25 protein-coding genes are annotated in these 23,003 nt (G+C 37.9%); 24 read left to right on the forward strand and 1 reads right to left on the reverse strand.

Annotation, left to right across the window (positions count from 1 at the left end; all coding sequences use genetic code 11):
• Positions 1-2: 2 nt before the first annotated feature.
• From PGR14_RS05775 to PGR14_RS05890, 24 genes are all read left to right on the forward strand, one after another.
• Positions 3-1,616 carry a hypothetical protein gene (locus PGR14_RS05775; RefSeq protein ID WP_270223127.1) on the forward strand — a complete coding sequence of 538 codons (1,614 nt, stop codon included), beginning with the start codon at positions 3-5 and terminating at the stop codon, positions 1,614-1,616.
• Between the two features lie 127 nt (positions 1,617-1,743).
• Positions 1,744-2,571, forward strand: a complete 828-nt coding sequence (locus PGR14_RS05780) for a ParA family protein (protein ID WP_270223128.1) — start codon at positions 1,744-1,746, stop codon at positions 2,569-2,571.
• Positions 2,549-3,451 (forward strand): ParB/RepB/Spo0J family partition protein, encoded by a 903-nt coding sequence (locus PGR14_RS05785; protein ID WP_330663440.1) that lies wholly within the window; start codon positions 2,549-2,551, stop codon positions 3,449-3,451. Before PGR14_RS05780 ends, PGR14_RS05785 begins: the two co-directional genes overlap by 23 nt.
• A gap of 266 nt (positions 3,452-3,717) precedes the next feature.
• Positions 3,718-6,786 (forward strand): VaFE repeat-containing surface-anchored protein, encoded by a 3,069-nt coding sequence (locus PGR14_RS05790; protein ID WP_270223130.1) that lies wholly within the window; start codon positions 3,718-3,720, stop codon positions 6,784-6,786.
• A complete protein-coding gene (locus PGR14_RS05795; RefSeq protein ID WP_330663436.1) occupies positions 6,758-7,072 on the forward strand; it encodes a hypothetical protein in 315 nt (104 codons plus the stop codon). The genes PGR14_RS05790 and PGR14_RS05795 overlap by 29 nt, the downstream gene beginning before the upstream one ends.
• A gap of 98 nt (positions 7,073-7,170) precedes the next feature.
• On the forward strand, positions 7,171-7,650 hold the full coding sequence (locus PGR14_RS05800) for a JAB domain-containing protein (RefSeq protein WP_270223131.1): 480 nt from the start codon (positions 7,171-7,173) through the stop codon (positions 7,648-7,650).
• A gap of 137 nt (positions 7,651-7,787) precedes the next feature.
• Positions 7,788-8,879 (forward strand): ABC-three component system protein, encoded by a 1,092-nt coding sequence (locus PGR14_RS05805; protein ID WP_270223132.1) that lies wholly within the window; start codon positions 7,788-7,790, stop codon positions 8,877-8,879.
• A complete protein-coding gene (locus tag PGR14_RS05810) occupies positions 8,866-9,324 on the forward strand; it encodes an ABC-three component system middle component 2 (RefSeq protein ID WP_055246666.1) in 459 nt (152 codons plus the stop codon). Before PGR14_RS05805 ends, PGR14_RS05810 begins: the two co-directional genes overlap by 14 nt.
• Positions 9,314-11,167 carry a hypothetical protein gene (locus PGR14_RS05815; protein ID WP_270223133.1) on the forward strand — a complete coding sequence of 618 codons (1,854 nt, stop codon included), beginning with the start codon at positions 9,314-9,316 and terminating at the stop codon, positions 11,165-11,167. The genes PGR14_RS05810 and PGR14_RS05815 overlap by 11 nt, the downstream gene beginning before the upstream one ends.
• A gap of 170 nt (positions 11,168-11,337) precedes the next feature.
• Positions 11,338-11,790 (forward strand): hypothetical protein, encoded by a 453-nt coding sequence (locus PGR14_RS05820; protein ID WP_055246662.1) that lies wholly within the window; start codon positions 11,338-11,340, stop codon positions 11,788-11,790.
• Positions 11,768-12,343, forward strand: a complete 576-nt coding sequence (locus tag PGR14_RS05825; RefSeq protein WP_270223135.1) for a DUF6575 domain-containing protein — start codon at positions 11,768-11,770, stop codon at positions 12,341-12,343. Before PGR14_RS05820 ends, PGR14_RS05825 begins: the two co-directional genes overlap by 23 nt.
• A 12-nt stretch (positions 12,344-12,355) precedes the next feature.
• Positions 12,356-12,739, forward strand: coding sequence for a hypothetical protein (locus PGR14_RS05830; protein WP_055246658.1), 384 nt, complete (start codon positions 12,356-12,358; stop codon positions 12,737-12,739).
• A gap of 110 nt (positions 12,740-12,849) precedes the next feature.
• On the forward strand, positions 12,850-13,836 hold the full coding sequence (locus PGR14_RS05835) for a DUF3991 and TOPRIM domain-containing protein (protein WP_117835686.1): 987 nt from the start codon (positions 12,850-12,852) through the stop codon (positions 13,834-13,836).
• Positions 13,837-13,851: 15 nt separating this feature from the next.
• Positions 13,852-14,163, forward strand: coding sequence for a hypothetical protein (locus PGR14_RS05840; RefSeq protein WP_055171646.1), 312 nt, complete (start codon positions 13,852-13,854; stop codon positions 14,161-14,163).
• Positions 14,164-14,352: 189 nt separating this feature from the next.
• Entirely contained in the window at positions 14,353-14,439 is an 87-nt protein-coding gene (locus PGR14_RS05845) for a DUF3789 domain-containing protein (RefSeq protein ID WP_117559215.1), read from the forward strand.
• A gap of 120 nt (positions 14,440-14,559) precedes the next feature.
• Positions 14,560-15,546, forward strand: coding sequence for a DUF5688 family protein (locus PGR14_RS05850; protein ID WP_117559217.1), 987 nt, complete (start codon positions 14,560-14,562; stop codon positions 15,544-15,546).
• Positions 15,543-15,881: a plasmid mobilization protein gene (locus tag PGR14_RS05855; RefSeq protein ID WP_270223136.1), complete on the forward strand. Its 339-nt coding sequence runs from the start codon at positions 15,543-15,545 to the stop codon at positions 15,879-15,881. Before PGR14_RS05850 ends, PGR14_RS05855 begins: the two co-directional genes overlap by 4 nt.
• Positions 15,872-17,317 carry a relaxase/mobilization nuclease domain-containing protein gene (locus PGR14_RS05860; RefSeq protein WP_195389438.1) on the forward strand — a complete coding sequence of 482 codons (1,446 nt, stop codon included), beginning with the start codon at positions 15,872-15,874 and terminating at the stop codon, positions 17,315-17,317. The genes PGR14_RS05855 and PGR14_RS05860 overlap by 10 nt, the downstream gene beginning before the upstream one ends.
• Positions 17,292-18,173 carry a DUF3801 domain-containing protein gene (locus PGR14_RS05865; RefSeq protein WP_055157277.1) on the forward strand — a complete coding sequence of 294 codons (882 nt, stop codon included), beginning with the start codon at positions 17,292-17,294 and terminating at the stop codon, positions 18,171-18,173. The genes PGR14_RS05860 and PGR14_RS05865 overlap by 26 nt, the downstream gene beginning before the upstream one ends.
• A gap of 5 nt (positions 18,174-18,178) precedes the next feature.
• The gene (locus tag PGR14_RS05870) at positions 18,179-19,183 is read left to right on the forward strand and encodes a hypothetical protein (RefSeq protein ID WP_270223137.1); all 1,005 of its coding nucleotides are present in this window, start codon (positions 18,179-18,181) and stop codon (positions 19,181-19,183) included.
• Positions 19,184-19,209: 26 nt separating this feature from the next.
• A complete protein-coding gene (locus PGR14_RS05875; RefSeq protein WP_005342524.1) occupies positions 19,210-19,413 on the forward strand; it encodes a hypothetical protein in 204 nt (67 codons plus the stop codon).
• Complete coding sequence (locus PGR14_RS05880) at positions 19,400-21,196, forward strand: VirD4-like conjugal transfer protein, CD1115 family (RefSeq protein WP_055157281.1); 1,797 nt, start codon at positions 19,400-19,402, stop codon at positions 21,194-21,196. Before PGR14_RS05875 ends, PGR14_RS05880 begins: the two co-directional genes overlap by 14 nt.
• A 33-nt stretch (positions 21,197-21,229) precedes the next feature.
• On the forward strand, positions 21,230-21,595 hold the full coding sequence (locus PGR14_RS05885) for a hypothetical protein (RefSeq protein WP_009243983.1): 366 nt from the start codon (positions 21,230-21,232) through the stop codon (positions 21,593-21,595).
• Between the two features lie 85 nt (positions 21,596-21,680).
• Positions 21,681-22,517 carry a hypothetical protein gene (locus tag PGR14_RS05890; protein ID WP_235232916.1) on the forward strand — a complete coding sequence of 279 codons (837 nt, stop codon included), beginning with the start codon at positions 21,681-21,683 and terminating at the stop codon, positions 22,515-22,517.
• Between the two features lie 28 nt (positions 22,518-22,545).
• Here the strand turns inward: PGR14_RS05890 and PGR14_RS05895 are convergent, their stop codons facing one another.
• Positions 22,546-22,926, reverse strand: coding sequence for a hypothetical protein (locus PGR14_RS05895; RefSeq protein ID WP_029731817.1), 381 nt, complete (start codon positions 22,924-22,926; stop codon positions 22,546-22,548).
• Positions 22,927-23,003: the final 77 nt, after the last annotated feature.

A 23,003-nucleotide genomic window follows, 5' to 3' on the forward strand; every position in this document is an offset into this window, starting at 1 on the left:
GAATGAATGATTTTATAATACGAACAGAAGAACTTGAAGAAGATCAACTTAAAGAATTATACGTAGAAAGTGAAGATGATAAAAAAATATTGAAAAGTTTGAAATCCCAGTCTCCAGTTTTGTTAGTTGGAAGTAGGGGAATGGGAAAATCATTTCTTTTTAAAATATCTCAAATGCAGCTGCTTGAGAATTTTGAAAAGGATAGAATCTTTCCGGTTTTTCTTACTTTTAGGAGTGCTTCTTTAGTGCAGACGGGAAATAATGTGCAATTTGAATTATGGATGTTAAATAAAATCTGTACGGTAATCATTAGAGAATTAAAAAAATACGGGTTGATATCTAGTGTTAAATGGAATTTTGGAAATGTTACTAGTGAAGAGAGTCCATATGGAAATTCTATAAAAACGTTAATAGAAAAAAATAAAGAATTTGAAAATTCTTGGAAAAATCCAGGGAAAATAATAGACACGACGGCAGTACCGACAATAGATGAATTGATGGATATTATTGAAGATTTATGTGTAGAACTGAATATAAAACGAATGGTTATATATATTGATGAAGCAGCACATGTTTTTATTCCTGAACAGCAAAGACAATTTTTTTCAATTTTTCGAGAAATACGTTCATCATATGTTAAATGTAATGCAGCGGTGTATCCAGGGGTTACTTGTTATGGAGATATTTTTGAACCAATGCATGATGCAGTAACAATTAATTTAACGAGAGATTTGAGAGAAGAGAATTATGTTACCAATATGAAGGAAATGGTTCTCAGGCAGATTAAAGATAGTGAAACTACAAAAAATTTGATAAGGAATGGAGAAAACTTTTCAGTATTGGCGTATGCAGCGAGTGGAAATCCAAGATTATTATTAAGAAGTGTTGAGAAAGCTGGAAACTTTAAAACTAATTCAGTTATGGCTGTTTTTAGAGAATTTTATAGGGAAGAAATTTGGTCAGAACAATCATTATTAGCAGAAAAATATCCTAGCAATAGTGAATTTATTGATTGGGGAAGAACTTTTATTGAAACTGTAGTATTACCGGAGATAAAGAATAAAAATGATAGAGCTTTAGAAAATAACAAAGCATCATCAGCATATTTCTGGATTCATAGAAATAGTCCACAAGTTATTAAGGAAGCGCTTAGAATATTAGAATATACAGGAATTATCAAGCTTCAAGCTACGGGAATAAAAGCGACAAATTCAGAAATTGGTAATAGGTATGAGGTTAATTTAGGCTGTTTATTTGCACTAGAAAATGCGCCTCTTAGTGTTGGAATCAACATAGTGAATAATTTATCACTTAAACGAATGAGTGAATTTGGAGCTAATAGCAAAGCATACGAAACATTAATAAAAAAAATTCCTAAATTTACAGAGCCAGATATGACAGAGTGTCTCAAATTTCAGCTTGCAAAAAGTATTGATGTATTGGAGATTTCGGAGTGGCAGAAAGGAAAGTTAAGAGAATTGAATATCAATACATTAGGGGAATTAATAGTAAGCAAAGAAAGTGATTTGATGAAAGCATATCAAATTGGCAAAGTAAGATCCCGGCAGATGAAGAATGCAGCATTTGCAGCTGTTTTTGAATATCTATTTGGTTAAAATAGAATTTTGTACATAGCCGATTGGTTCAATATGAGTCAGTCGGTTTTTTCATGTCCATTTTTATACATAGCCAGTCTCATAAAACGGATTGGCTATTAAATTTTTCGAGAAAGGAGGAAGCCATATGACTAAGTGTAAAGTAATCGCCCTTGCAAATCAGAAGGGAGGAACAGCTAAGACCACAACAACATTGAATCTAGGAATCGGTCTTGCACATCAAGGGCGAAAAGTATTATTGGTCGATGCTGATCCACAGGGAGATTTAACAACCGCATTGGGGTGGACTGATGCAGATAATCTTCCGATTACGTTGGATACACAGATGAAGAAAGTATTACAAGACGAACCATTTGTGTATAATGAAGGCATTTTACACCATAAAGAAGGAGTTGACATTATTCCAACTAACATTGAATTATCGGGCATGGAAATCTCCCTGGTAAATGCCATGAGCAGAGAGCAGACACTAAAGCTGTATCTGGCAGATTTGAAAAAAGATTATGATTATATCCTAATTGATTGTATGCCTAGCTTGGGGATGTTGACTATCAATGCATTAGCTGCTGCAGACAGTGTAATTGTTCCAGTTCAGGCTCATTATCTTCCATTAAAGGGTATGACACAGCTCATGAAAACAATCGGTAAGGTACAAAGACAGCTAAATCCTAATCTGAAGATTGATGGAGTATTGCTGACACTTGCAGATATGAGAACAAAACTTGCAAGGACAACAGAGGATAGCCTTCGAGAAAATTACGGGAAACATATTCGAATTTTTAAAACGGTTATTCCAGTGGCTATCACAGCGGCAGAAAGCAGTGCGACAGGACAGAGCATTTATGAGTACGACAAGAATGGAACTGTTGCAAAGGCGTATGCAGAATTTACGAGGGAGGTGATTCAATGTGGCGAAAAGCAGAGAAATAAACATGGATCTTCCCTCAGCCGATGATCTTTTTACAACGCAAGAAGAAAGAGACCAGAAGAATCAGGAATATGTAAAAAATATTTCTATTTATGAAATTACAGACTTCCCGAATCATCCGTTTAAGGTAAAAATGGATGATAAGATGTTGGAAACAATTGAGAGTGTCCGTGATCATGGTGTATTGGTGCCTGCACTTGTCAGGGAGAAACCAATGGGCGGGTATGAAATGATTTCTGGACATCGCAGAAAAATGGCAAGTGAACTGGCAGGAAAAGAGACAATGCCATGTATTGTAAGAAATCTTAGTGATGATCAAGCAGTCATTGTCATGGTTGACAGCAATCTTCAGCGAGAAGAAATCTTACCATCCGAAAAGGCATTTGCTTATAAAATGAAATTAGAAGCAATGAATAGACAAGGCAAGAGAACAGATTTAACTTCGACACCACTGGTGTCAAAGTTCCGGACAAATGAAATTTTGGCACAAGAAGCAGGGGAAAGTCGAGAAACAATCCGTCGCTATATCCGCCTTACGGAGCTTATCCCGGAAATCCTTGAAATGGTCGATGACAAAAAGATTTCTATGCGTCCGGCGGTGGAGCTGTCGTATTTGACGAAGGAGGAACAGGAGATATTGTACGACACCATGGAGTCGGAGGCTTGTACCCCAAGTCATGCACAGGCAATTAAAATCCGCAAATTTTCAGCAGAGGGCAGGTTAAATGAAGATGTTTTGCTGTCGATTATGGCAGAGGAAAAGCCAAATCAGGTAGAGCAGTGGAAAATCCCAAAGAACCGACTGAAGAAATATTTCCCGTCGGGAACTACACAGCAGAAAATGGAAGAAACCATTATCAAAGCACTGGAATTATACCGGAAAAGGGAAAAAAGCAGGGAACGCTAGGTATTTTGACACCAAGGGAAAAGTCTATCCTTTTGGGCATAACGAGAAATCAGTCTATTCCCGCTTTCCCCTCCCCACACCCTACCCCTTTGGTTTACCAGCAGATTACCAGCCGAAAAGACAATAAGGAGCCGGGAACATTTTCTCTTTCGGCAGGTCAGAGATTCCCACACCCTGCATGACAGCAGGGAATAAACAGCACAAAGCAACAACAGGCGTTCCAGACGGACGTCTTTTTTTGATTGAAAAGAAAGGAATTGTAGAAAATGAAGAAGATATGGAAACGAGTGTGTACAGGGATTCTTGCCCTGACCACGATTTTAACCGCATTACCGACTACATCGGTTCAGGCAGCGGAAACACAGTATTGGACGGAATCCTCAGAGAGAGTCGGATATATTGAACATGTGATGAATGATGGAACCATTCATTCTACATTCAATGAAGGTCACATGCGAGTAGAGGGCGAAACAGCCTATTGCGTAGATATTAATACCGGATTTAAAAATGGATATAAAACCAGACACGATGCAAGTGCCAGTATGAGTGCTGCACAGATCGAAGATGTGGCATTGTCATTGGAATATGTAAAGCAGTATAGGAGCAGTCACAGTAACCTGAATGCGAATCAGGGATATCTGTTGGAACAGTGTGTGGTATGGCAGAGACTGAGTGAGTATTTAGGCTGGCAGTGTGATAATGTACGAGCTGCATATTCTGAGATTTCACAGGATATTCAGAATGAAGTGTATGCAGGAGCGAGAGCATTTGTACAGGCGAACAAAGGTCGGTATAAATGTGGAGGATATATCTATACTGGAGAGGGACAGGATCTCGGACAGTTTTGGGCAGAACTGAATGTCGGAAATGCAAAAGTAAAAAAGACAACCGCAAATGAGATTGTCACAAATGGAAATGCAATGTATACTATTGCCGGAGCAACCTTTGGCATATTCTCAGACCAGAATTGCAGCAATCAGATTGGAACACTTACAACAAATGAGAATGGTGAGACAAATGAGGTTGAAGTGACTGCAGGGAATGTTTACATCAAAGAGCTTTCTGCACCGAAGGGATATAAGCTGGATACGACAGTACACAGTCTGAAGGTTGAAGCCGGAAAAACAGCCGTATTAAATGTTTCCGATGTTCCGAAAGTGACAGAGACACTGGTAGACCTGTTCAAGATTGATATGGAGACGGGAAAAGCAACCGCACAGGGGAATGCAGCACTGACAGGAGCAGAATTTACCTGGCATTATTATGACGGACTTTATACAAAAGACAATTTACCAGAGAGAGCAACACGTACCTGGGTTACAAAGACGGTAGCTGAAAAAGACAGTAATGGAACTGTTCATTATGTGACAAAACTGGCAGATGCTTACAAAGTATCAGGAGATACATTTTACACCCAGAATGAAAAAAGCGTATTGCCACTTGGAACACTGACTGTTGAAGAAACCAAAGCACCAGACGGATATTTACTGGACGGAGCTTATATGCAGGCAGGGGACAGTACAGAGCAGATCAAAGGAATGTATCTGACACAGATCACAGAGGACGGAGAACTTGCAGTTCTTTCCGGAAGCAACCAGTATTCCGTATCTGATCAGGTAATCCGAGGTGGTGTGAAGATTCAGAAACGTGATATGGAGACAAAAGACACTAAGGCACAGGGAAGTGCCACATTAAAAGATGCAGCATTTGCAATTATTTCTCTGAACGAGAATCCGGTTCTGGTAGAAGGAAAACTGTACAAGAAAAATGAGACAGTTAAGACAATTCAGACAGGAATTGACGGAGTAGCAACAACATCGGCAGATTTACTTCCGTATGGTAAATACAAACTGGAAGAAACCAAAGCACCGGAAGGTTATCTGACTGACGGGGCAAAAGCGATTGAATTTTCGATTACGGAAAATGGAAAAATCGTAGATTTAACAGACGAAAGCCATTCCATTTACAACCAGATTAAACGTGGAGATTTAGAAGGAGTAAAGATTGGAGCAGGTACACATAAGAGGCTTGCAAATGTTTCTTTTAAGATTACAAGTAAAACAACCGGAGAGAGCCATATCGTAGTGACAGATAAGAACGGTCAGTTTTCAACTGCTTCCAATTGGGCATCTCATAAGAGAAATACAAATGCCGGGAAATCCAGTGAGGACGGAATCTGGTTCGGAACTTCTGAGCCGGATGACAGTAAAGGTGCATTACTTTATGACACTTATGAGATTGAGGAGTTAGCTTGTGAATCTAACAAAGGTATGAAATTGATTCCAGCATTTGAAGTTGTTGTCAGCAGAAATAAAGTAACAATCGACCTTGGAACACTGACCGATGAGCATGAAAAAGAGATTACTATTCATACAACAGCAACGGATAAAGAAACGGGCGAAAAAATAATTGTTGCAGGAAAGAAAGTAACGATTGTAGATACGGTTACGCTGGACGGTCTAGAAGAAGGAAGAAAATATCAGTTAAAAGGCTGGCAGATGCTGAAAGAGGAAAATGCAGAACTGCTCATTGATGGAAAGCGTGTGGAGAGTGATTATACTTTTGTCGCTGACAGCGAGAAAATGAAGGTAGAGATTTCTTATACGTTTGATGCATCAGAACTTGGCGGACAGAATCTGGTTACATTTGAAGAATTATACGATCTGAAGAATCCGGAAGAACCTATAAAAGTTGCAGAGCACAAGGACATTGATGATGAAGGGCAGACAGTCCTGATTACGGAGCGAAAGATTTCGATTCATACCACAGCAACGGATAAGAACGGTAAGAAAGAGGTGGAAGCCGGAAAAAATCTGACGATTGTGGATACGGTTACTTTAGAGGGATTGGAAATTGGTACGAACTATAAGTTGTCCGGTTGGCAGATGGTTAAGGCAGAAAATGCCAAGTTGCTCATTGATGGCAAAGAGGTTACCAATGATTATGAATTTACAGCGGACAAGGAAAACATGGAAGTGCAGATTGAGTTTACCTTCAACGGCAGCACGCTTGGAGGAAAGCAGCTTGTAACCTTTGAAGAACTGTATGATATGACAAATGCGGAAGAACCGAAAAAGGTAACAGAGCATAAGGATATTGACGATGAAGGTCAGACCGTAACTATCAAAGAAGTACCGGAAACATCAACTCCAGAGACACCGGGTACTATTACAAAGACAAGTAATCCTCCAAAAACGGGCGATACTGCGAATGCAGTTTTATGGATAGCCATTCTGGTATTATCGGCAGCCGGAATCACGGGAGTTCGTATCTGGAATAAAAAGAAGCAGGTTAAGAGATTAGGAATTGAAGAAAAGAAAGAAGAGAAGGAGTAAAATAGAGGGCGGCGATAAGCTGCCCTTTGATATTGAAATGGGAAAGAATCAGAAAGCAATAAAAGTATTACAGCGTTTATTTGATGCCGGATACGGAACGGAGAAAGAGATTGTCAATATGACGATGGATGAAATGCTTGCTTTGCCAGGAGTAAATGTAGCAGACCTGTGCATTATCAGTGAGTTACAGAAAAGCATTAAGGCAAACAAAGTGATAAGCTATTTGTCAGAGAAAACAGAAGCAAGGGAAGAAACGAAAGGAGCAGATTATGGTGGAACAACCTAAATATTTGGAAATGACATTATCACAATTGAAAGCATATGTGGAATCTTCAGAGAGTAATGTTCTTCTAGTTGTAGAATTTCCAAAAGGAGATCAGAACAATGGAGAATGAATTGGAAGTTGTGAATATCCGTTTGGTAAAAGAACCATCTCTTTATAGTGAGCAGACATTGGACAGTCCACAGGCTGTTGTAGAATTAATGGCGAAGGAGTTATCCCAATATGACAGAGAGGTATTTTGCATCTTGAATATGAAAAATAATGGACAGGTAATCAATATGAATCTGGTCAGTGTTGGAACAATCAATGCATCTTTGGTAATTCCCAGGGAAGTTTTTAAGAGCAGTATTCTGGCAAATGCTTCTGCAATCATTGGACTTCATAATCATCCCAGTGGCAATGTGAAACCGTCAAAAGAGGATATGATTGTTACGAGAAAGCTGCAGAAGTGCGGACAGCTACTGGGGATAGAATTGTTGGATCATATCATTGTCGGTGGAACTAATGGAAAGATGCTCAGCTTCCGAGAAGAAAAGATGTTGAATGTGACAGGAAGGATGGATTGGGAGAGAGAATTATAGAATAAACAAGATATCTACTATTATCGATAACAGGTTCGGTGATGGTAGATATTTTTATGGAGAATTATATAGTATGGTGGTAAAATATAACTTAGAATAAGTATTGTATGATTGTGCTAGAGCGAAAGGGTTATATTATGAAAACACAGCCGTTATCCTCTCCTGAAAGACCAAAGAATACATCGAGGATATTTGATACAACAGAACCACAGTTAAGACTAAAAACTATGGGAGAAGATGAATTTGAAAGAGTTGTTGGAGAATGGGCATATTCATGTTTGAGAAAAGAAAAAAAGTATAGTAATGTTGCATTATTAGGAGGATCAGGTGACTCAGGAAGAGATTTGGTGGCATATATAGATGATAACATGCAAAAGTTTGATATATATCAATGTAAGCGATATGAAAAACCATTATCACCATCGACATATATGATTGAATTTGGAAAACTTTGCTATTATACATATATAGGAGAATATGCAGTTCCCAACAAATATTATATTGTAGCAAGTAATGGAATTGGTCAGTCATTAAGAAAATTAATAGAGCATCCAAAACAAATTAATACTGAATTAATAAATACATGGGATGAAAAATGTGGAAAAAAAAGACAGATTATAGCTGAAGGCATAAAAATGACAGACAGTTTAAGAAAATATATAGAGGAATTCGATTTTTCTATAGTTTCAGATATAGCACCAATTACACTGCTTGATGAGTTCAGTAAATCACCATGGTATAAATACCATTTTGGTGGTGGTATAAAAAAAAGACCAACATTTGAAAAGCCTTCTGAACAATTGAAAAAGTCAGAAAAAACTATGCCATATGTAAAACAGTTATTAAAAGTGTATTCAAAAGAAGCAGGACAAGTATACGAAACGCAAGAGGACTTAAAAAATAATCAAAAATTGTATAAACATTTTATGAGACAGAGAGAAGGATTTTTTTCAGCACAATCATTAAAAAGATTTGCAAGAGATGAATTACTTAATGAAGATAGCTATAACTCTTTAAAAGGTCAGGTTGAATTTGGAATAATGGATGTTTATGAAAATGAATATTCAAGCGAATTAGAGAGAGTAAAAGAAACAACTAAGCAAGCAAATTCTTTAGGTATTAGTTGCGAAGAAATAAAAGATATTACTATTTACGATAAAACGGGCATGTGTCACGAACTTGTCAATGATGAAAAAATAATTTGGAGTGATATTGATGAAAATATATAATACTAATCAAGAAATTGGTTGCAGAATATTATTGATTTTACAAATTGTGAAAGAAACTTACTCGATAGAAAGAATTGGATATTATGATTATTTTTCATTACATTTTAGTGATTTAAAAAAGACAGGGGAGAGTTTGCATCCGTCTAATCCTAATCATTCGGCAGAAATTATTATTAAAAGACATACTATTGAAAATGCAATAAATTTTTTAATCGGTAAGGGATTGATTGAGCCGCAATATAATTCTCAAGGGATAAAGTATCAAAATACAAATCTGGGAAATAAAATAGTAGATATGTTTAACAATGAATATACGAAAAAGTACCAGTATTACGTAACAGAGGTAGACAAAATATTTTCAAAAATGAATGAAGATAAAATCAGAAATTATGTAAATAAAAACATAGGAAAATGGATAGGGGAATTTGAAAAAAATGAAAAGTAGAATGCAGGGAAGGTTGAAGTTGACAAAATTAATTTTGGCCGGGGAAAATAAAAAAGATGCAATTATTAATTTCAAAGGTGGATTAAATGTTATTGCGGGAGCATCTGATACAGGAAAATCGTTTGCTTTTGAATGTATTGATTTTGCATTGGGTTCATCTTCCAATCCTAAAACAGTTCCAGAAATGAAAGGCTATCGGAGTGTTTTCCTTGAAATTGAAGATATTGGGCAGGAAGAAATATTTACATTAAGACGAAATTTTTCTGAAGATGAAAAAAACGAAATATTTATTTATTATAGCAATTATCAGGAGAAAGATGCAGCGGAGGTAGAAAAATTATCTGTAACTCATAATGCAAAAAAAAGCTTGTCTAAAAAATTATTGAATTGTTGTGATTGTACATACAAATATGTGATGAAGAATACAAAAGGAGATACGCAAGCCTTTACATTTAGATCCTTCAGTCCATTAATTATGATTAATGAATTAAGAATTACGGCAAGACATTCTCCGATTTATCATACAGATTCTAGGGGAAGTACTTTTGCAACGCCTGCAAGAACGGCTTTTAAAACAGTTATATCGGGAATTGATTATAAAAAAGAAGAGAAAAAAGAAAATACTGAAATTATAAAGGCAAAATTAAAAGGTAAGATAGAACAATTAAGCCAAATTATTGATGAAATTCGTATAGAAAACAATGAGTTGATAAAAGATGCGGAAGATATAAATACAGAGAAAAGTACAGAGATTATTGAATTAAATAAATTTATAAAGGAAAAAAGTGAAGAAATTAAGAAGTATGAATTAGATTATAAAGAAATTCAAACAGAGATTGAAATAAAAAATACAGAACTAAAGCATTTATTAAATAATAATAACAAATTTGTTTTGTTGAAGAAAAATTATTTGTCTGATCTTGAGCGATTAGAGTTTATTTATGATGCATTTGATTTGACGCAACAATTGGTAGAGGTAGAATGTCCAATATGTCATTCACCTATGAAGGTTAATGAGATGGAAAAATCAGATGATTATTATGAGGCATTAGCAACAGAAAAGATAAAAATTGAAGTTCAATTAGCAGAATTAGATGAGACAATAAAAGATTTATCTGATGAAATAATAAGCAAAAAACAGCGTATTAGTAAATTAGAAAATTATAAAGAAGAAATTACAGATAACCTAAATAATAACTTAGGACCGATAGTAGCAGAGAAAGTGAAAAAGGTTCAAGAATTGATGGATGCACAAGAAAGAATAAATTTAATAACAAGAAATGAAAAAAGAATAAACAAATATAATACAGAAATTAGTAAATGGCAAGAAAAAATAGACAGTACAGGACAAGAGAAAGGAAAGAAAATAGAAGACTTACCTGAGGCATATACAAATGAACTTTGTAAGGAAATTAAATTTTTATTACAAGGGTGTGATTTTATTGGCAAAGAGGGGAAAATAAAATACAATAATGCTACAGAGGATGTAGAAGTTGGAGAAAAAGAAAAAGCTTCTTATGGAAAAGGAGCTAGAGCAATAATTAATTCAACATTTTTAATAGGAATAATGAATTATTGCTATAAAAGGAATTTGTGTCATCCAGGCATTGTTGTTTTGGATTCGCCATTAACAACATACAAAGAGAAGGATAAAAAAGATGGGGATGATGAAACCATAACAAAAGGAACAAAAGAGAAATTTTATGAAATGTTGGCAGAACAAAAGAATGGACAAATTATAATATTCGATAATGAGGAACCAAGTAGTACTGTAAAAACAAAAATAAATTATTTGCATTTTTCAGGTGATTCAACAGTAGGAAGAAAAGGGTTAATTCCCTAAAATCTAAAAATATAATTGGATAAAATACTGTTAGAAAGATTCTTTGATTATATTGGTAAAAAGGGCTAGATATCTTTTGGAGTCAGATGCTAGAAAAAGATATTTTAATATGATATGATACAATAAAAAAGAGGTTTATAGGATATATATTTAATGAATTGAGGCATTGAATGAATAATAAACAAGCAGAAAAAAAGTTTCCCTCATATTTCAAAAATTTTGAAATTCCTGAATGGGCAAGAGAGCAGGAACTAGAGGTATTTAGAGCTTGCGCAACAGGAAAAGTTGATAGAGAATCGTTTATGAATAGTTTCGAAGAAAATGGATACAAAATAAGTAAAGATGGTGATGAACATGATCCACAAGAATATTCATTATCGACTTATATTAAATTTAGAGATGTAAAAAGATTTATGGCAATGGATAGCCGTTATGGAGTTCCATTTGTGATAGCGAAAGGTGTTACAAAACCTGCTCATGGAATATGCTTGGAAACTAAAGAATGGAAACGAAATTTAGGTATAAAATATAAAGGGTCTCATGTGGATTGGTGGTTATATACAGATGCAGAGCCGTATAGAGAATTTGAGGTGTTTGAAAATGAAAATAGAAAAGATATTTAGAAAAATACCGAATTTTCAAAAAGTTATTTTAGATACAATTCTTTTTGAAAGTAAGTATCCAGTGTTATTTACATGCAAAAATGATAAAGATATATATTTGTTTATTTGTTGTTTGGTAAATTCTGAAAAGATTAAATGGATTGGAACAAGAACAACGTATGATAATTTAATTGATTTGTTGGAAAATAAAATTACTATCAGAGATGCGTTTTTAAATGTAACAAATAACAAAATTATGATTGAATATGATGGAAAAGAAGTTGAATATGAATTAAAAAAATCTAGTGAGATTCCTGATGAGGTATTGCCAACCGTAGGTGAGTATATGGATGCAGAAGAAGGAGAATATGAAGAAGAAATTGTTGAATTCCAAAAAAGAAACAAAAATATTGAGTATGTTATTCAACCACAAATTAGTAAATTTTTAATTTTAAGATATAAAGCTGTGAGTGTCTTGAGGGTGGAAAAAGATTCAGAAATAGATTTGGATACAAAAGATGTATTTCGTTATCCAATAGGAACAATTCATAATCAAAAAGTAAACTTGGCATAGAGAGGTGGAATAATGAATAGTTTTAAATTGGTGCAACATAATGTGAAGTCAGCTTCTTTTATTGAAAATAAGGAAAAAGAAAAGAAAAAAGATATAGAAGTTGGTGTTGAAGGTGGAATTTTAATTCCAAAAGATTTGAGAAAAACAAAATATTTGATTGTTCAATTAAAGTTGAATTTAGGAAAATCAGATGAACGTTTATATTTGACTTTAGAAACGATATCTAGATTTGAAGTCGAAAAAGATAGTGATGAAATTAGCGAGGAAGAGGTGCGACTCAAATGCTTTCCGGTTGCATTGTCGGAACTTAGAAAGACGGTTAAAAAAGTAACTGAAGCGTATGGGATACCAGTTGTGGATTTACCTCCATTTGAAGAAGAAACAGAAAGCGAATAATGTTTTTTACATAGCCAGATGGTTCCAACTCAAGGAATCACCTGGCTATTTTCATGCCCGGATATTATCCCCAATAATATCAATCTAAGGCAAGAAAGGAGATGAAAATTATGCCATATATACCACCATCGGTCGTGCGGGAGGTCAAGCGGATGGATTTGCTTACGTACTTGAAAAATTATGAACCATACGAATTAGTTCACTTTTCTGGCAACACCTACACTACCAGAACACACGATAGTTTGAAAATATCAAATGGGAAATGGATGTGGTGGAGTCAGAGAACCGGTGGCAGATCAGCACTGGATTATCTGATCAAAGTAAGAGGATACAGTTTTTTAGAGGCGGTTGAATTGCTTGCAGAACGGGCAAATATTCAGCCGCCTCTTTTTGTATCTGAGAATGTTCCGATGGAGAAACAGTTACTGTTGCCAAAGAAAAATCAAGATGATCAGAAAGTGATTGCGTATCTTTCAGGCCGTGGGATTGATAAGGAAATCATTCAGTTTTGTTTAGAGTCTGGAAGAGTTTATGAAAGCGCATTTCATCACAACGCGGTGTTTGTAGGGATGGATGAGAAAGATAATCCGAAATATGCAGCCATTAGGGGAACCGGAACCAGTTTTATCGGAGAAGCAAATGGAAGTGATAAGAACTATTCTTTTTCCATTTTTACAGAGAAACCAAATGATATGATGCATCTGTTTGAGTCAGCCATTGATCTGTTATCTTATGCAACATTGCAGAAATTGGACGGGAAGGAGTGGAGAAGAGAACATTTATTGTCACTGGCAGGTGTCTATCAGCCAGCAAAAGAAATTGAAAAAAGTAAAGTTCCTGCAGCGTTGGCAAAAGCACTAAAAATGCATCCAGAGGTGAAGACAATCGTATTTCATTTGGATAATGACCGTATTGGAAGACTTGCCACAAAAGCAATTTCTACAGTACTTCCAAAGCAATATCAGGTAAAAGATGTACCACCAAAACAAGGAAAAGATTACAACGATCAACTCTGCGTCAAGCTAAATCTGGCAATTACAAAGCGAGAAAAAAACACGAAAAAGAGTATGTCTGGTCATGAAAAATATGAGAGATAGAAGGTGAAAAAAGATATGAAAATTGCAAGATATGAGCTGAAGGTTGTGTATAAGAAAGAACTGATTTTGATGATGGAAGACGATGTAGACAGCGAAGATCTGTTGAAGATTTTTCTGGAAACACAGTTGAAAGAGGAAAAAGAACAGAGTGAATTACTTGGAATTATTGCTGAAAAAGTGTCAGAAGAAAGCTGTACGGAGCAGTGTGAAAGTTGTCAAAAGTATTGTCCGGCAAGTGAAGAATGTATGGCAACTGATGAAAATGTACGATGCACAAAGTGTGAATACTTGTGTGAAACTTGCGGGATTTGTGAACTGAAAGAATAAAAAAAGCAAGTGCTTTTTCGGCAAGTAAATCTTCTGATACCCGGAACAGTGAGACGGGTGCAGAAGAATACACAATACCAGCAAGCAACGCCTTTGGATTGCCACACAGGTTTCCTGTCTGGCAGTCTGCGGCAGCTTGTCAGGGAGAATCCCTGAAACCCTCAGAAAATGAAAAAGGAGAAAGTAACAATGTTGAAGTTTATTTGTGGAGTATTAGTAGGTGGCATTATAGGAGTAGTGTTGATGTGCTTGTTGCAGATTAACAAGATTCGGTAGACAAAAAGAAAGGAGATACAAGATGCAGGTTGAAGTATCAATGAAAGACAAGAAGAAAGCAGAAAGACGGTATCAGGAATATTTAAAGAAAATGAACAAGAAGAAGGGAGAACAGAAGAAATGATTGTAAAAGAGATGATAGCAGAAAAGGTATTTGCGGAAGGTGTAGCAAAAGACATTCGGAATTTTCTCCCAGCTAAATATGAGAATGCAGAATTTCAGGTAATGCAGATGAATAAAAATAATGGAGTCCAGATGGTAGGAGTACAGGTAAGACTACAGGAAGAAAATGTGTGTCCAGTTGTTTATGTAGAGCCGTTTTTCAATGAAATACGTCTAGGTGAACCTGTTGAGAAAGTGATGAATGAAATTGCAAAATGCATGGAAGAAGCAGGCAATGCTCCGTTTGTGCACAACGGTATCAACCCAATGGATTATGATTCAGTGAAGGAACATCTGGCAGTGATGCTTGTAAACACCCAGGCAAACAAACGAATGTTACAGGAAATGCCTCATGAAAATATCGAAGATCTGTCGGCTATCTGTTATGTGGATTTCCCGGTAGAGTCTAACGATGGAAAAGCGACTATGAAGGTGAAAAATGAACATCTTAAGATGTGGAATGTGGATGCAAAAGAAATGTTCCATCAGGCCAGAGCAAATACCCAGCCTGTAAATACACCGATTCTTCAGTCAATGGACGAAATGATGTTGAGTATTTTTAATGAAGAAGGACATGCAACAAATTTATTAGATGAAAATGTTGATTTTGGATTTCGTTCACATGATATGTTGTATGCACTTACGAATGTAGAAAAGCAATATGGGGCATCTATGATCACGCAGCCAGAAGTTTTAAATAAATTGGAACAGCTTTTTCCAGAAGGATTTTATGTGTTACCGTCATCTGTGCATGAAGTTCTGATCGTTCCGGATAATGGAGAGATGGAACCGAAAATGCTTGGTGAAATGGTACGGGAAGTAAATAAAAATGAAGTGGAACGGCAGGAAGTCCTTTCAGACAGAGTTTACAGCTACGATAAAGAAAAACACCAGATTCGCCAGGAACCAGATTCTATACAGAAAGTAAAGGAGATGGAGCGTTGAGAAAACGTAATGTAGCAATCCTTTTTCGATTGAACAAAAAAGAAGCAGAGGTATTGGATAAGAAAGTAAAGAAAAGTGGACTGAACCGGGAAGCTTACCTGAGACAGTTGATTTCCGGTGTTGTTCCAAGAGACGCACCGTCACCAGATTATTATTCCATGATGCGGGAACTTCATAAGATTGGAAATAACTTAAATCAGATTGCACAGAAAGCACATGTGTTAAATGTGATAGATGTGCAGCGTTACGATCAGGAAGTGTGGAAGTTCAATGAAGCGGTCCGTAAGATTACAGAAACAGTAATACTTCCGGAGAAAAACGAATCATGGCAGTGACATCAATCTGGAGCATCAAAGGTTGGATTGGAAAAGTAATCAATTATGCGGAAAATCCAGATAAGACCAAAGAACAGACGAGCCAAGAACTGATTTCAGAAAGTGAAACCGGGCAATTACAAGGACTTAATGATGTGATTACCTATGCGGTGAATGCAGAAAAGACCAGACTGAGACAATCTAAATCAATGGAAATGGAAGTTGTCGGAGAATCGGAAGAACTGATGGAACAGTATGTATCGGGACTTAATTGTGCACCGACAACCGCCAGAGAAGAAATGATTGCAGTCAAAAAGCGTTTTGGAAAGGAGGACGGAATTGTTGCGTTTCATGGATACCAGTCTTTTGCACCGGGAGAATGTAGTCCGGCAATGGCACATGAGATTGGAAAGAAGATGGCAGAAGAATTGTGGGGCAGTCAGTATCAGGTATTGATCGCAACCCATTTGGATAAGGCGAACCATCTGCACAATCATTTTGTGGTGAACTCAGTTTCATTCCTTGACGGGAAAAGATACCACAGGACAAATCAGGATTACCGGGATATGCGAATGGTGTCGGACCGTTTATGTAAAGAATATCAGTTATCGGTTGTCGGGCAGCCGGAACAGGGAAAAGGAAAACATTATGCCGAGTGGCAGGCGGAGCAGCAAGGGAAGCCAAGTTATCATAGTATGGTAAAAGCAGATGTTGATGAAGCAATCCGAAAAGCGAGGACTGAAAAACAGTTCTTTTTTTATTTGCGGGAAAAAGGATACTCGTTTAAGTTTGGAAAAGACATCACTATTTGTCCGGAAGGGCGAGAGCGAGGTTTGAAGCTAAAGCGGAACTTTGGAGAGAATTATTCGCTGGAAGCAATCAGGGTTCGGATTCTGGAAGAAAATGAATTACCTGCCGAGAAGAAATTTCCGGTTCAGCGGCATTACCGGATTCGGATATCCGGCAACTTCAAGCAGACGAGAAAAATCGGAGGACTTCGGGGATTGTATCTGCATTACTGTTATCTTTTAGGAATCCTACCGAAGAACCGCCCGTCAATGTCTGCCAAACAAATTCATGTATTGTTCCGAGAGGATTTATTAAAACTGAATACCATTTCCAAAGAGACAAAGCTGCTCTGCCATTATCACATAGATACTGCAGAGCCGCTTTTTTCGTTGAAAGAAAGTTTGCAGAAGAAAACGGAGCAGTGTGTGGAGGAACGGAAGCATCTGCGTTATAAGATTCGGGCAGACAGACCGGAAGAAGAAATACAGGAAATGAAAGAGCAGATAAAAGTTCTGACAGAGAAAATTGGAACACTCAGAAAGGAGGCAGCACTTTGTGATGGAATTGCCGCACGTTCCAAGGTGATCGAAGAAAAATTTAAGATGATGCGGGAAGAAAAAGAGAAGAAGGAGGAACAAAGCCATGAACACATCAGGCGAAGCCGCTGATCAGGTGGTACGAATGTCGTTGGAAGTCGGTGAAGCAGCATTGAAGATCAGTGGTACAGGTGCGAAGCATCTGGCAGTGATGCTGTATACAGTCTTAAAAGAGAAGAAAAAGACAAAAGGCAGAGTAAGACTTGAAACATTGGTTAAATCAGGTAGACCACTGACGGTATTTTCGGTGAAAGAAAGTGATCTGAAACAATTCGTGCAGGAAGCAAAGCGATATGGCGTGTTATATTGTGCAGTCCGAAATCCCAAAGGAAGCAGTGACGGACTGGTAGATGTGATTGTAAAGGAAGAAGATGCACCAAGAATCAACCGTATCGTAGATAGATTCCAGTTTGCATCTGTAACGGAAGCAGCGAAGATTAAGACGGAAATTGAGCGGACACGTGCAGAAAAAGCAAAAGCCGGAAAATCAGAGAAGCAGGAAAAGAAGCCGGAAAAAGTACAGGTTCAGCAGGAAAAACAGGGACAGGCAGAACCGGAGAAAGATTATCCGCAGAAATCCAAGGAGGATCAGCTTATGGATGAGCTTTTTGGAGAGCCGGTAAAGAAAGAGGGGAAGGAGCAAAACCCCTCTTTGGCAAAGACGACCAAATCCCGTCTGTCCGAGCCTACCTCAAAGAGGCAAGAGAAAACCGCAGAGGGTACTTCTAAGCTATTTATCTCGGAAAAACCAGAGAAACCATCGGTCAGAAAGGAACTTCGGGAAATACAGAATGCAAGGAAGAAAGAAGCGGAGCGGCGTGAGAATAGAAATGATCCGGTGAGAAATCAGGGAAATAAAGACCGGAATCAGATTCGCCACCAGCAGCCACAACAGAAACGAAAACCAAGGAAAGGGAAAGAGAGGTAAATTTTATGGATAATAGTTTTGATTCTTTATTAAATGCATCGGCTGTACCACAGGATGAAAAGGTACAGGCATTTATTGCGGAAAGCAAAAATAACAGGAATCGCTGCTATGAGTTGTCAGAGCAGGTAACCGCACAAGTGGCAACGGATGGGAAAATGCTGCAGAAGTATCTGGATGTACAGAGTACCTTTGATCGATATACTACCAATAATGCACTTCTGATTCTGGCACAAAGACCAGATGCACAGAAATTAGGTGACTATGGATACTGGAGAGATCATGGATTTTATTTAAAACGTATGGAACGACAGAATCCAGTTCTGATTTTAGAGCCAGGAAAAACATATAAGCGTGAAGATGGTACAGTTGGAAATTATTATAATGCGAAAAAGCTATATGATATTTCTCAGACTACAATGTCCGATACAACAATTCAAAAGTCAGAATATGAAGAACATGATTTAATCCGGGCGTTAGTCAGTACACCTCCGGTAAATATTGTTGCAGCAGAACCAGAACAGATGCCGGATGAAAAAGGAGCATTTTTTAAACCGGAAGAAGGTTGTATTTATGTAAGAAAAGGGATGAGTGCACAGGAAATCTTTCAGAATCTTGTGCCGGAATTGGTATTTGCCGGATATGCGGATGGGAATCCGCACTATGATAAAAATGAAGATGCATTTCATGTATCGTGTGCGTCTTATATGTTGTGTAAAAAATATGGAATAGATACCAGTCGATATGATTTTTCACATGCACCAGAGTTCTTTGAAAAAATGGAGACTCAGGAAGTGCGGGCGGAACTTTCCAGAGCCAGAGATGCAGCGAATGCAATTTCCGCAAGAATGGAAAAGGTACTGGATCAGAATCGAAATGCAACTTACCGACAGTCAGAGGCTGAAAAAAACGGGCAAGACAGTTCTGAAAATGTGAAAGATAAGAAAGAAAATCCAGAGCCTGAAAAGAAAGAACAGAAATCCAGAGGACAACATAGAAAAGAAGCACGCTAGAAAAATTCGGGAAAGGAGAATGCAAAATGAGCAGTGATACGATTACGTTAGAACTGGACAAATATGAGAGCGGTGTAGTGTTCCATTCCCTGAAGGACAAGCGGAATCAGATGCTGAAAGAGGGAAAAGATACGGAGCTTGTCGATGATGTTTTAATGAAAGTCATTGAGAAAATCGAAGTACCGCCGGAGAAGGAAAAGCGAGGACGCAGAAGCCATGAAGAACGATGATGAGCAGAGCAGTCTGATGTTGGCGGTGATTGGAATTATCCCGGTTATCTGGTTTGCGTTACTTGTCGCACCTTATCTTTCGTCTGGTCTTATGGGGATTCTGGATGGAGTCCCGGAAGCAATGAACCATCCGTTTTCCATTCGGTTATGTGGGGACAGTGTAAAAACTGTCCTTATTTTTTTGCTGTCTTACGGCATGGGAATCGGGATTTATATTTCTACCAAGAAACATTACCGACGAGGTGAAGAACATGGTTCTGCTAAATGGGGAAATGTGAAGAAAATAAATCGCAGATACAAGGAGAAGCGGTTTACAAAAAATAAGTTGCTGACCATGCATGTGCAGATCAGTTATAACATGAGGAAACATTTGCGAAATGTATTGACGGTTGTGATTGGCGGTTCTGGTTCCGGAAAGACCAGATTTTTTGCAAAGCCGAATCTGATGCAGGCGAATACTTCTTTTGTGGTTTTAGATCCAAAAGGAGAAAATCTAAGAGATACTGGGTATCTTCTGGAAGAAAAAGGATATGAGGTAAGAGTGCTTGACCTGATCAACATGGAAAAGAGCCATTGCTATAACCCGTTTGTATATTTGAAGGACGATAACGATGTGCAGAGATTGGTAACGAACCTATTCAAAGCGACTACACCCAAGGGAAGTCAGTCGAACGATCCGTTTTGGGATACTGCAGCTTCCATGCTGTTGCTGGCACTGATTTTCTATTTACGGTATGAAGCACCAGAGGAAGAACAGAATTTCCCGATGGTAATGGAAATGTTACGTGCCGGAGAAGTCAGAGAGGATGATGACCAGTACCAGTCACCACTTGATGAACTATTCGAGCGGTTGGAAATGAAGAACCCGGAACACATCGCGGTGAAGTATTACAAAGATTATCACTCTGGTAGTGCCAAGACATTAAAATCCATTCAAATCACATTAGCAGCAAGACTTGAAAAATTTAACTTATCCAGTCTGGCAGCACTGACCGCAACTGACGATTTAGACCTGCCATCACTGGGAGAGCGAAAAGTGGCTTTATTTGCGTTAATCCCGGACAACGACACCAGTTACAACTTTCTGGTGTCAATTTTGTATACCCAGTTATTTCAGCAGTTGTTCTATCTGGCAGACCATAAATACGGCGGGAGACTTCCGGTTCATGTGCATTTCCTCATGGACGAATTTGCAAATGTTTCACTGCCAGATGACTTCGATAAGATTTTGTCCGTTATGCGTTCCAGAGAAGTGTCAGTCAGTATTATTTTGCAGAATCTGGCACAGTTAAAGGCATTGTTCGAAAAGCAGTGGGAAAGCATTATGGGAAACTGTGACGAATTTTTATATTTGGGTGGCAACGAGCAGGGGACGCATAAATATGTCAGCGAACTTCTGGGAAAGGCAACGATTGACACGAACACCTATGGAAAGTCAACGGGACATTCCGGGAATTATTCCACCAATTATCAGAATACAGGGCGGGAGCTGATGACACCCGATGAAGTTCGCATGTTGGATAACCGATATGCGATTCTTTTTATTCGTGGAGAACGACCAATTTTAGACGAGAAATTTGATATTTTAAAGCACCCCAATGTGGGACTTACAACTGACGGAAACGGAAAACCATATCTGCATGGAGCAGTTGACCGGGCAGTGGCAAGTATCTCACTGGGAGACAGCTTAGAAGGTGAACTCACAGACGATGCACTGGAATCGGAAGATTACGAATTATTATCTGATGAAGATTTGGAAGAAATTATACAGAAATATGAGTAAATCCAAGAAAAATATATAGGAGGCTATCAAAAAATGAAGTTAGATATGCGAAAGAAGCAGGAGAAGAAAGAAACAATAAAAGTAACGAAAAAGCTGCCAATGACAGCAAAAATGAAACGTGCCATGGCAGTGTATATTGCAATGGTACTGATTATGACAGCAGGAGCAAGTACCGTATTTGCGGCAGACGATCCACTGACCGTAATCAATAATCTGTCCACATTTATCTTTGGACTGATTCGTGCTATCGGAATGATTTTACTGGGATTTGGAATTGTGCAGGTTGGTTTATCACTGAAATCTCACGATCCAAGTCAGCGAGCCAATGGATTCTTAACATTAGCAGGTGGTGTAATCATTACATTTGCAAAAGAAATCTTGAATTTGATTACGGGTTAAGAAGAATAGAAAAATAAAAGAAATGGGACGGTGCAGGCCCATATGGAGCCGCACCGTTCCGACTAAGACAGGAGGTGTTTAGAACGTGTCAGATAACTGGGTAGTACAGAACTTGCAAAATGCTTTGGACACCTGGAACAGTAAACTTGCGGAAATCTGGCAGATACTCACACAGTCGCCGGAGACCTTTAAGGGTGGCGGTATCTGGCAGGTGATTGTGCAGATCCATGGAGCATTGCAGGCAATCGGCTATGCTTTGTTAGTGCTTTTCTTTGTAGTCGGAGTGGTCAAGACTTGTGGCAGTTTCACAGAGGTAAAAAGACCGGAACACGCATTGAAAATTTTTATACGCTTTGCGATTGCAAAAGGCGTAGTCACGTATGGATTGGAATTGATGATGGCACTTTTTAATATTGTACAGGGAGTAACGAGTACGATTATGAAGACAGCAGGATTTGGAAGTACGGAAGATACAGTATTACCGGACGAGATTATAAAGGCAGTAGAAGATTGTGGATTTTTTGAAAGTATCCCACTATGGGCGGTGACACTGATCGGTGGACTGTTCATTACGGTATTGAGCTTCATTATGATTATGAGTGTATATGGAAGATTTTTTCGATTATATCTTTATACAGCCATTGCACCGATTCCGTTATCTTCCTTTGCAGGAGAACCAAGCCAGAATATCGGAAGAAGTTTTTTAAAGTCTTATGCAGCAGTGTGTCTGGAAGGAGCAATCGTGGTGCTTGCCTGCATTATTTTTTCACTATTTGCATCATCACCGCCAGTAGTTGATCCAGATGCAGCAGCAGTGACCATGGTGTGGAGTTATATCGGGGAATTGATTTTTAATATGCTTGTACTGGTCGGTGCGGTGAAGATGTCAGACAGGGTAGTGAGGGAAATGATGGGATTGTAAAAAGGACGCCCGAAAGCATCCTTAAAATTTATTCTACAATGTTGTTGCTATTGTTATACCGCATATTCCCCTGAGAATCAAAATGGACAGAATCTAAAGGAATCCCTCTTTGTCTGGCACGAGAAATCTGGAAGGACATATCGTCTTTCATAGCTTTGTAGTATTGATGTTCCTGCCACTTGCGTCGTAGAGCAGAAATCCAGCTAAGAACAGAAAAGGCAGTCAGCAGATAGAGGATTGCAAATGCTAGTTTCTCATGGCTTGCTGCCCATGGATTCAGAATCGTGGAAACAGCAAGGAAGTATAACAGCGGTAAGGTCAGATTTAATCTGGCAGCAATCCGAAACAGCAGAGAAATCAGGAATAGAGCAACGGTAACAACAAGTGAAATCATAACAGTGATTGGCATAGGTCAGTCCCCCTTTCATTTACTCAAAGTGTAACAGAACAGGAAAAATATAACAAATGTGCGATTTGGAGGTGTAT

Source organism: Coprococcus sp. AF99-45, from assembly GCF_027663865.1.
In the GTDB taxonomy this organism is placed as follows: Bacteria; Bacillota; Clostridia; order Lachnospirales; family Lachnospiraceae; genus Allocoprococcus; species Allocoprococcus comes.

What these genes read in the sequence shown, in the direction of transcription:
- PGR14_RS05775 (WP_270223127.1), top strand. Translation starts at nt 3, where the DNA reads ATGAATGATTTTATAATACGAACAGAAGAACTTGAAGAAGATCAACTT.
- PGR14_RS05780 (WP_270223128.1), top strand. Translation starts at nt 1,744, where the DNA reads ATGACTAAGTGTAAAGTAATCGCCCTTGCAAATCAGAAGGGAGGAACA.
- PGR14_RS05785 (WP_330663440.1), top strand. Translation starts at nt 2,549, where the DNA reads ATGGATCTTCCCTCAGCCGATGATCTTTTTACAACGCAAGAAGAAAGA.
- PGR14_RS05790 (WP_270223130.1), top strand. Translation starts at nt 3,718, where the DNA reads ATGAAGAAGATATGGAAACGAGTGTGTACAGGGATTCTTGCCCTGACC.
- PGR14_RS05800 (WP_270223131.1), top strand. Translation starts at nt 7,171, where the DNA reads ATGGAGAATGAATTGGAAGTTGTGAATATCCGTTTGGTAAAAGAACCA.
- PGR14_RS05805 (WP_270223132.1), top strand. Translation starts at nt 7,788, where the DNA reads ATGAAAACACAGCCGTTATCCTCTCCTGAAAGACCAAAGAATACATCG.
- PGR14_RS05810 (WP_055246666.1), top strand. Translation starts at nt 8,866, where the DNA reads ATGAAAATATATAATACTAATCAAGAAATTGGTTGCAGAATATTATTG.
- PGR14_RS05815 (WP_270223133.1), top strand. Translation starts at nt 9,314, where the DNA reads ATGAAAAGTAGAATGCAGGGAAGGTTGAAGTTGACAAAATTAATTTTG.
- PGR14_RS05820 (WP_055246662.1), top strand. Translation starts at nt 11,338, where the DNA reads ATGAATAATAAACAAGCAGAAAAAAAGTTTCCCTCATATTTCAAAAAT.
- PGR14_RS05825 (WP_270223135.1), top strand. Translation starts at nt 11,768, where the DNA reads ATGAAAATAGAAAAGATATTTAGAAAAATACCGAATTTTCAAAAAGTT.
- PGR14_RS05830 (WP_055246658.1), top strand. Translation starts at nt 12,356, where the DNA reads ATGAATAGTTTTAAATTGGTGCAACATAATGTGAAGTCAGCTTCTTTT.
- PGR14_RS05835 (WP_117835686.1), top strand. Translation starts at nt 12,850, where the DNA reads ATGCCATATATACCACCATCGGTCGTGCGGGAGGTCAAGCGGATGGAT.
- PGR14_RS05840 (WP_055171646.1), top strand. Translation starts at nt 13,852, where the DNA reads ATGAAAATTGCAAGATATGAGCTGAAGGTTGTGTATAAGAAAGAACTG.
- PGR14_RS05845 (WP_117559215.1), top strand. Translation starts at nt 14,353, where the DNA reads ATGTTGAAGTTTATTTGTGGAGTATTAGTAGGTGGCATTATAGGAGTA.
- PGR14_RS05850 (WP_117559217.1), top strand. Translation starts at nt 14,560, where the DNA reads ATGATTGTAAAAGAGATGATAGCAGAAAAGGTATTTGCGGAAGGTGTA.
- PGR14_RS05860 (WP_195389438.1), top strand. Translation starts at nt 15,872, where the DNA reads ATGGCAGTGACATCAATCTGGAGCATCAAAGGTTGGATTGGAAAAGTA.
- PGR14_RS05865 (WP_055157277.1), top strand. Translation starts at nt 17,292, where the DNA reads ATGAACACATCAGGCGAAGCCGCTGATCAGGTGGTACGAATGTCGTTG.
- PGR14_RS05870 (WP_270223137.1), top strand. Translation starts at nt 18,179, where the DNA reads ATGGATAATAGTTTTGATTCTTTATTAAATGCATCGGCTGTACCACAG.
- PGR14_RS05875 (WP_005342524.1), top strand. Translation starts at nt 19,210, where the DNA reads ATGAGCAGTGATACGATTACGTTAGAACTGGACAAATATGAGAGCGGT.
- PGR14_RS05880 (WP_055157281.1), top strand. Translation starts at nt 19,400, where the DNA reads ATGAAGAACGATGATGAGCAGAGCAGTCTGATGTTGGCGGTGATTGGA.
- PGR14_RS05885 (WP_009243983.1), top strand. Translation starts at nt 21,230, where the DNA reads ATGAAGTTAGATATGCGAAAGAAGCAGGAGAAGAAAGAAACAATAAAA.
- PGR14_RS05895 (WP_029731817.1), bottom strand. Translation starts at nt 22,926, where the DNA reads ATGCCAATCACTGTTATGATTTCACTTGTTGTTACCGTTGCTCTATTC.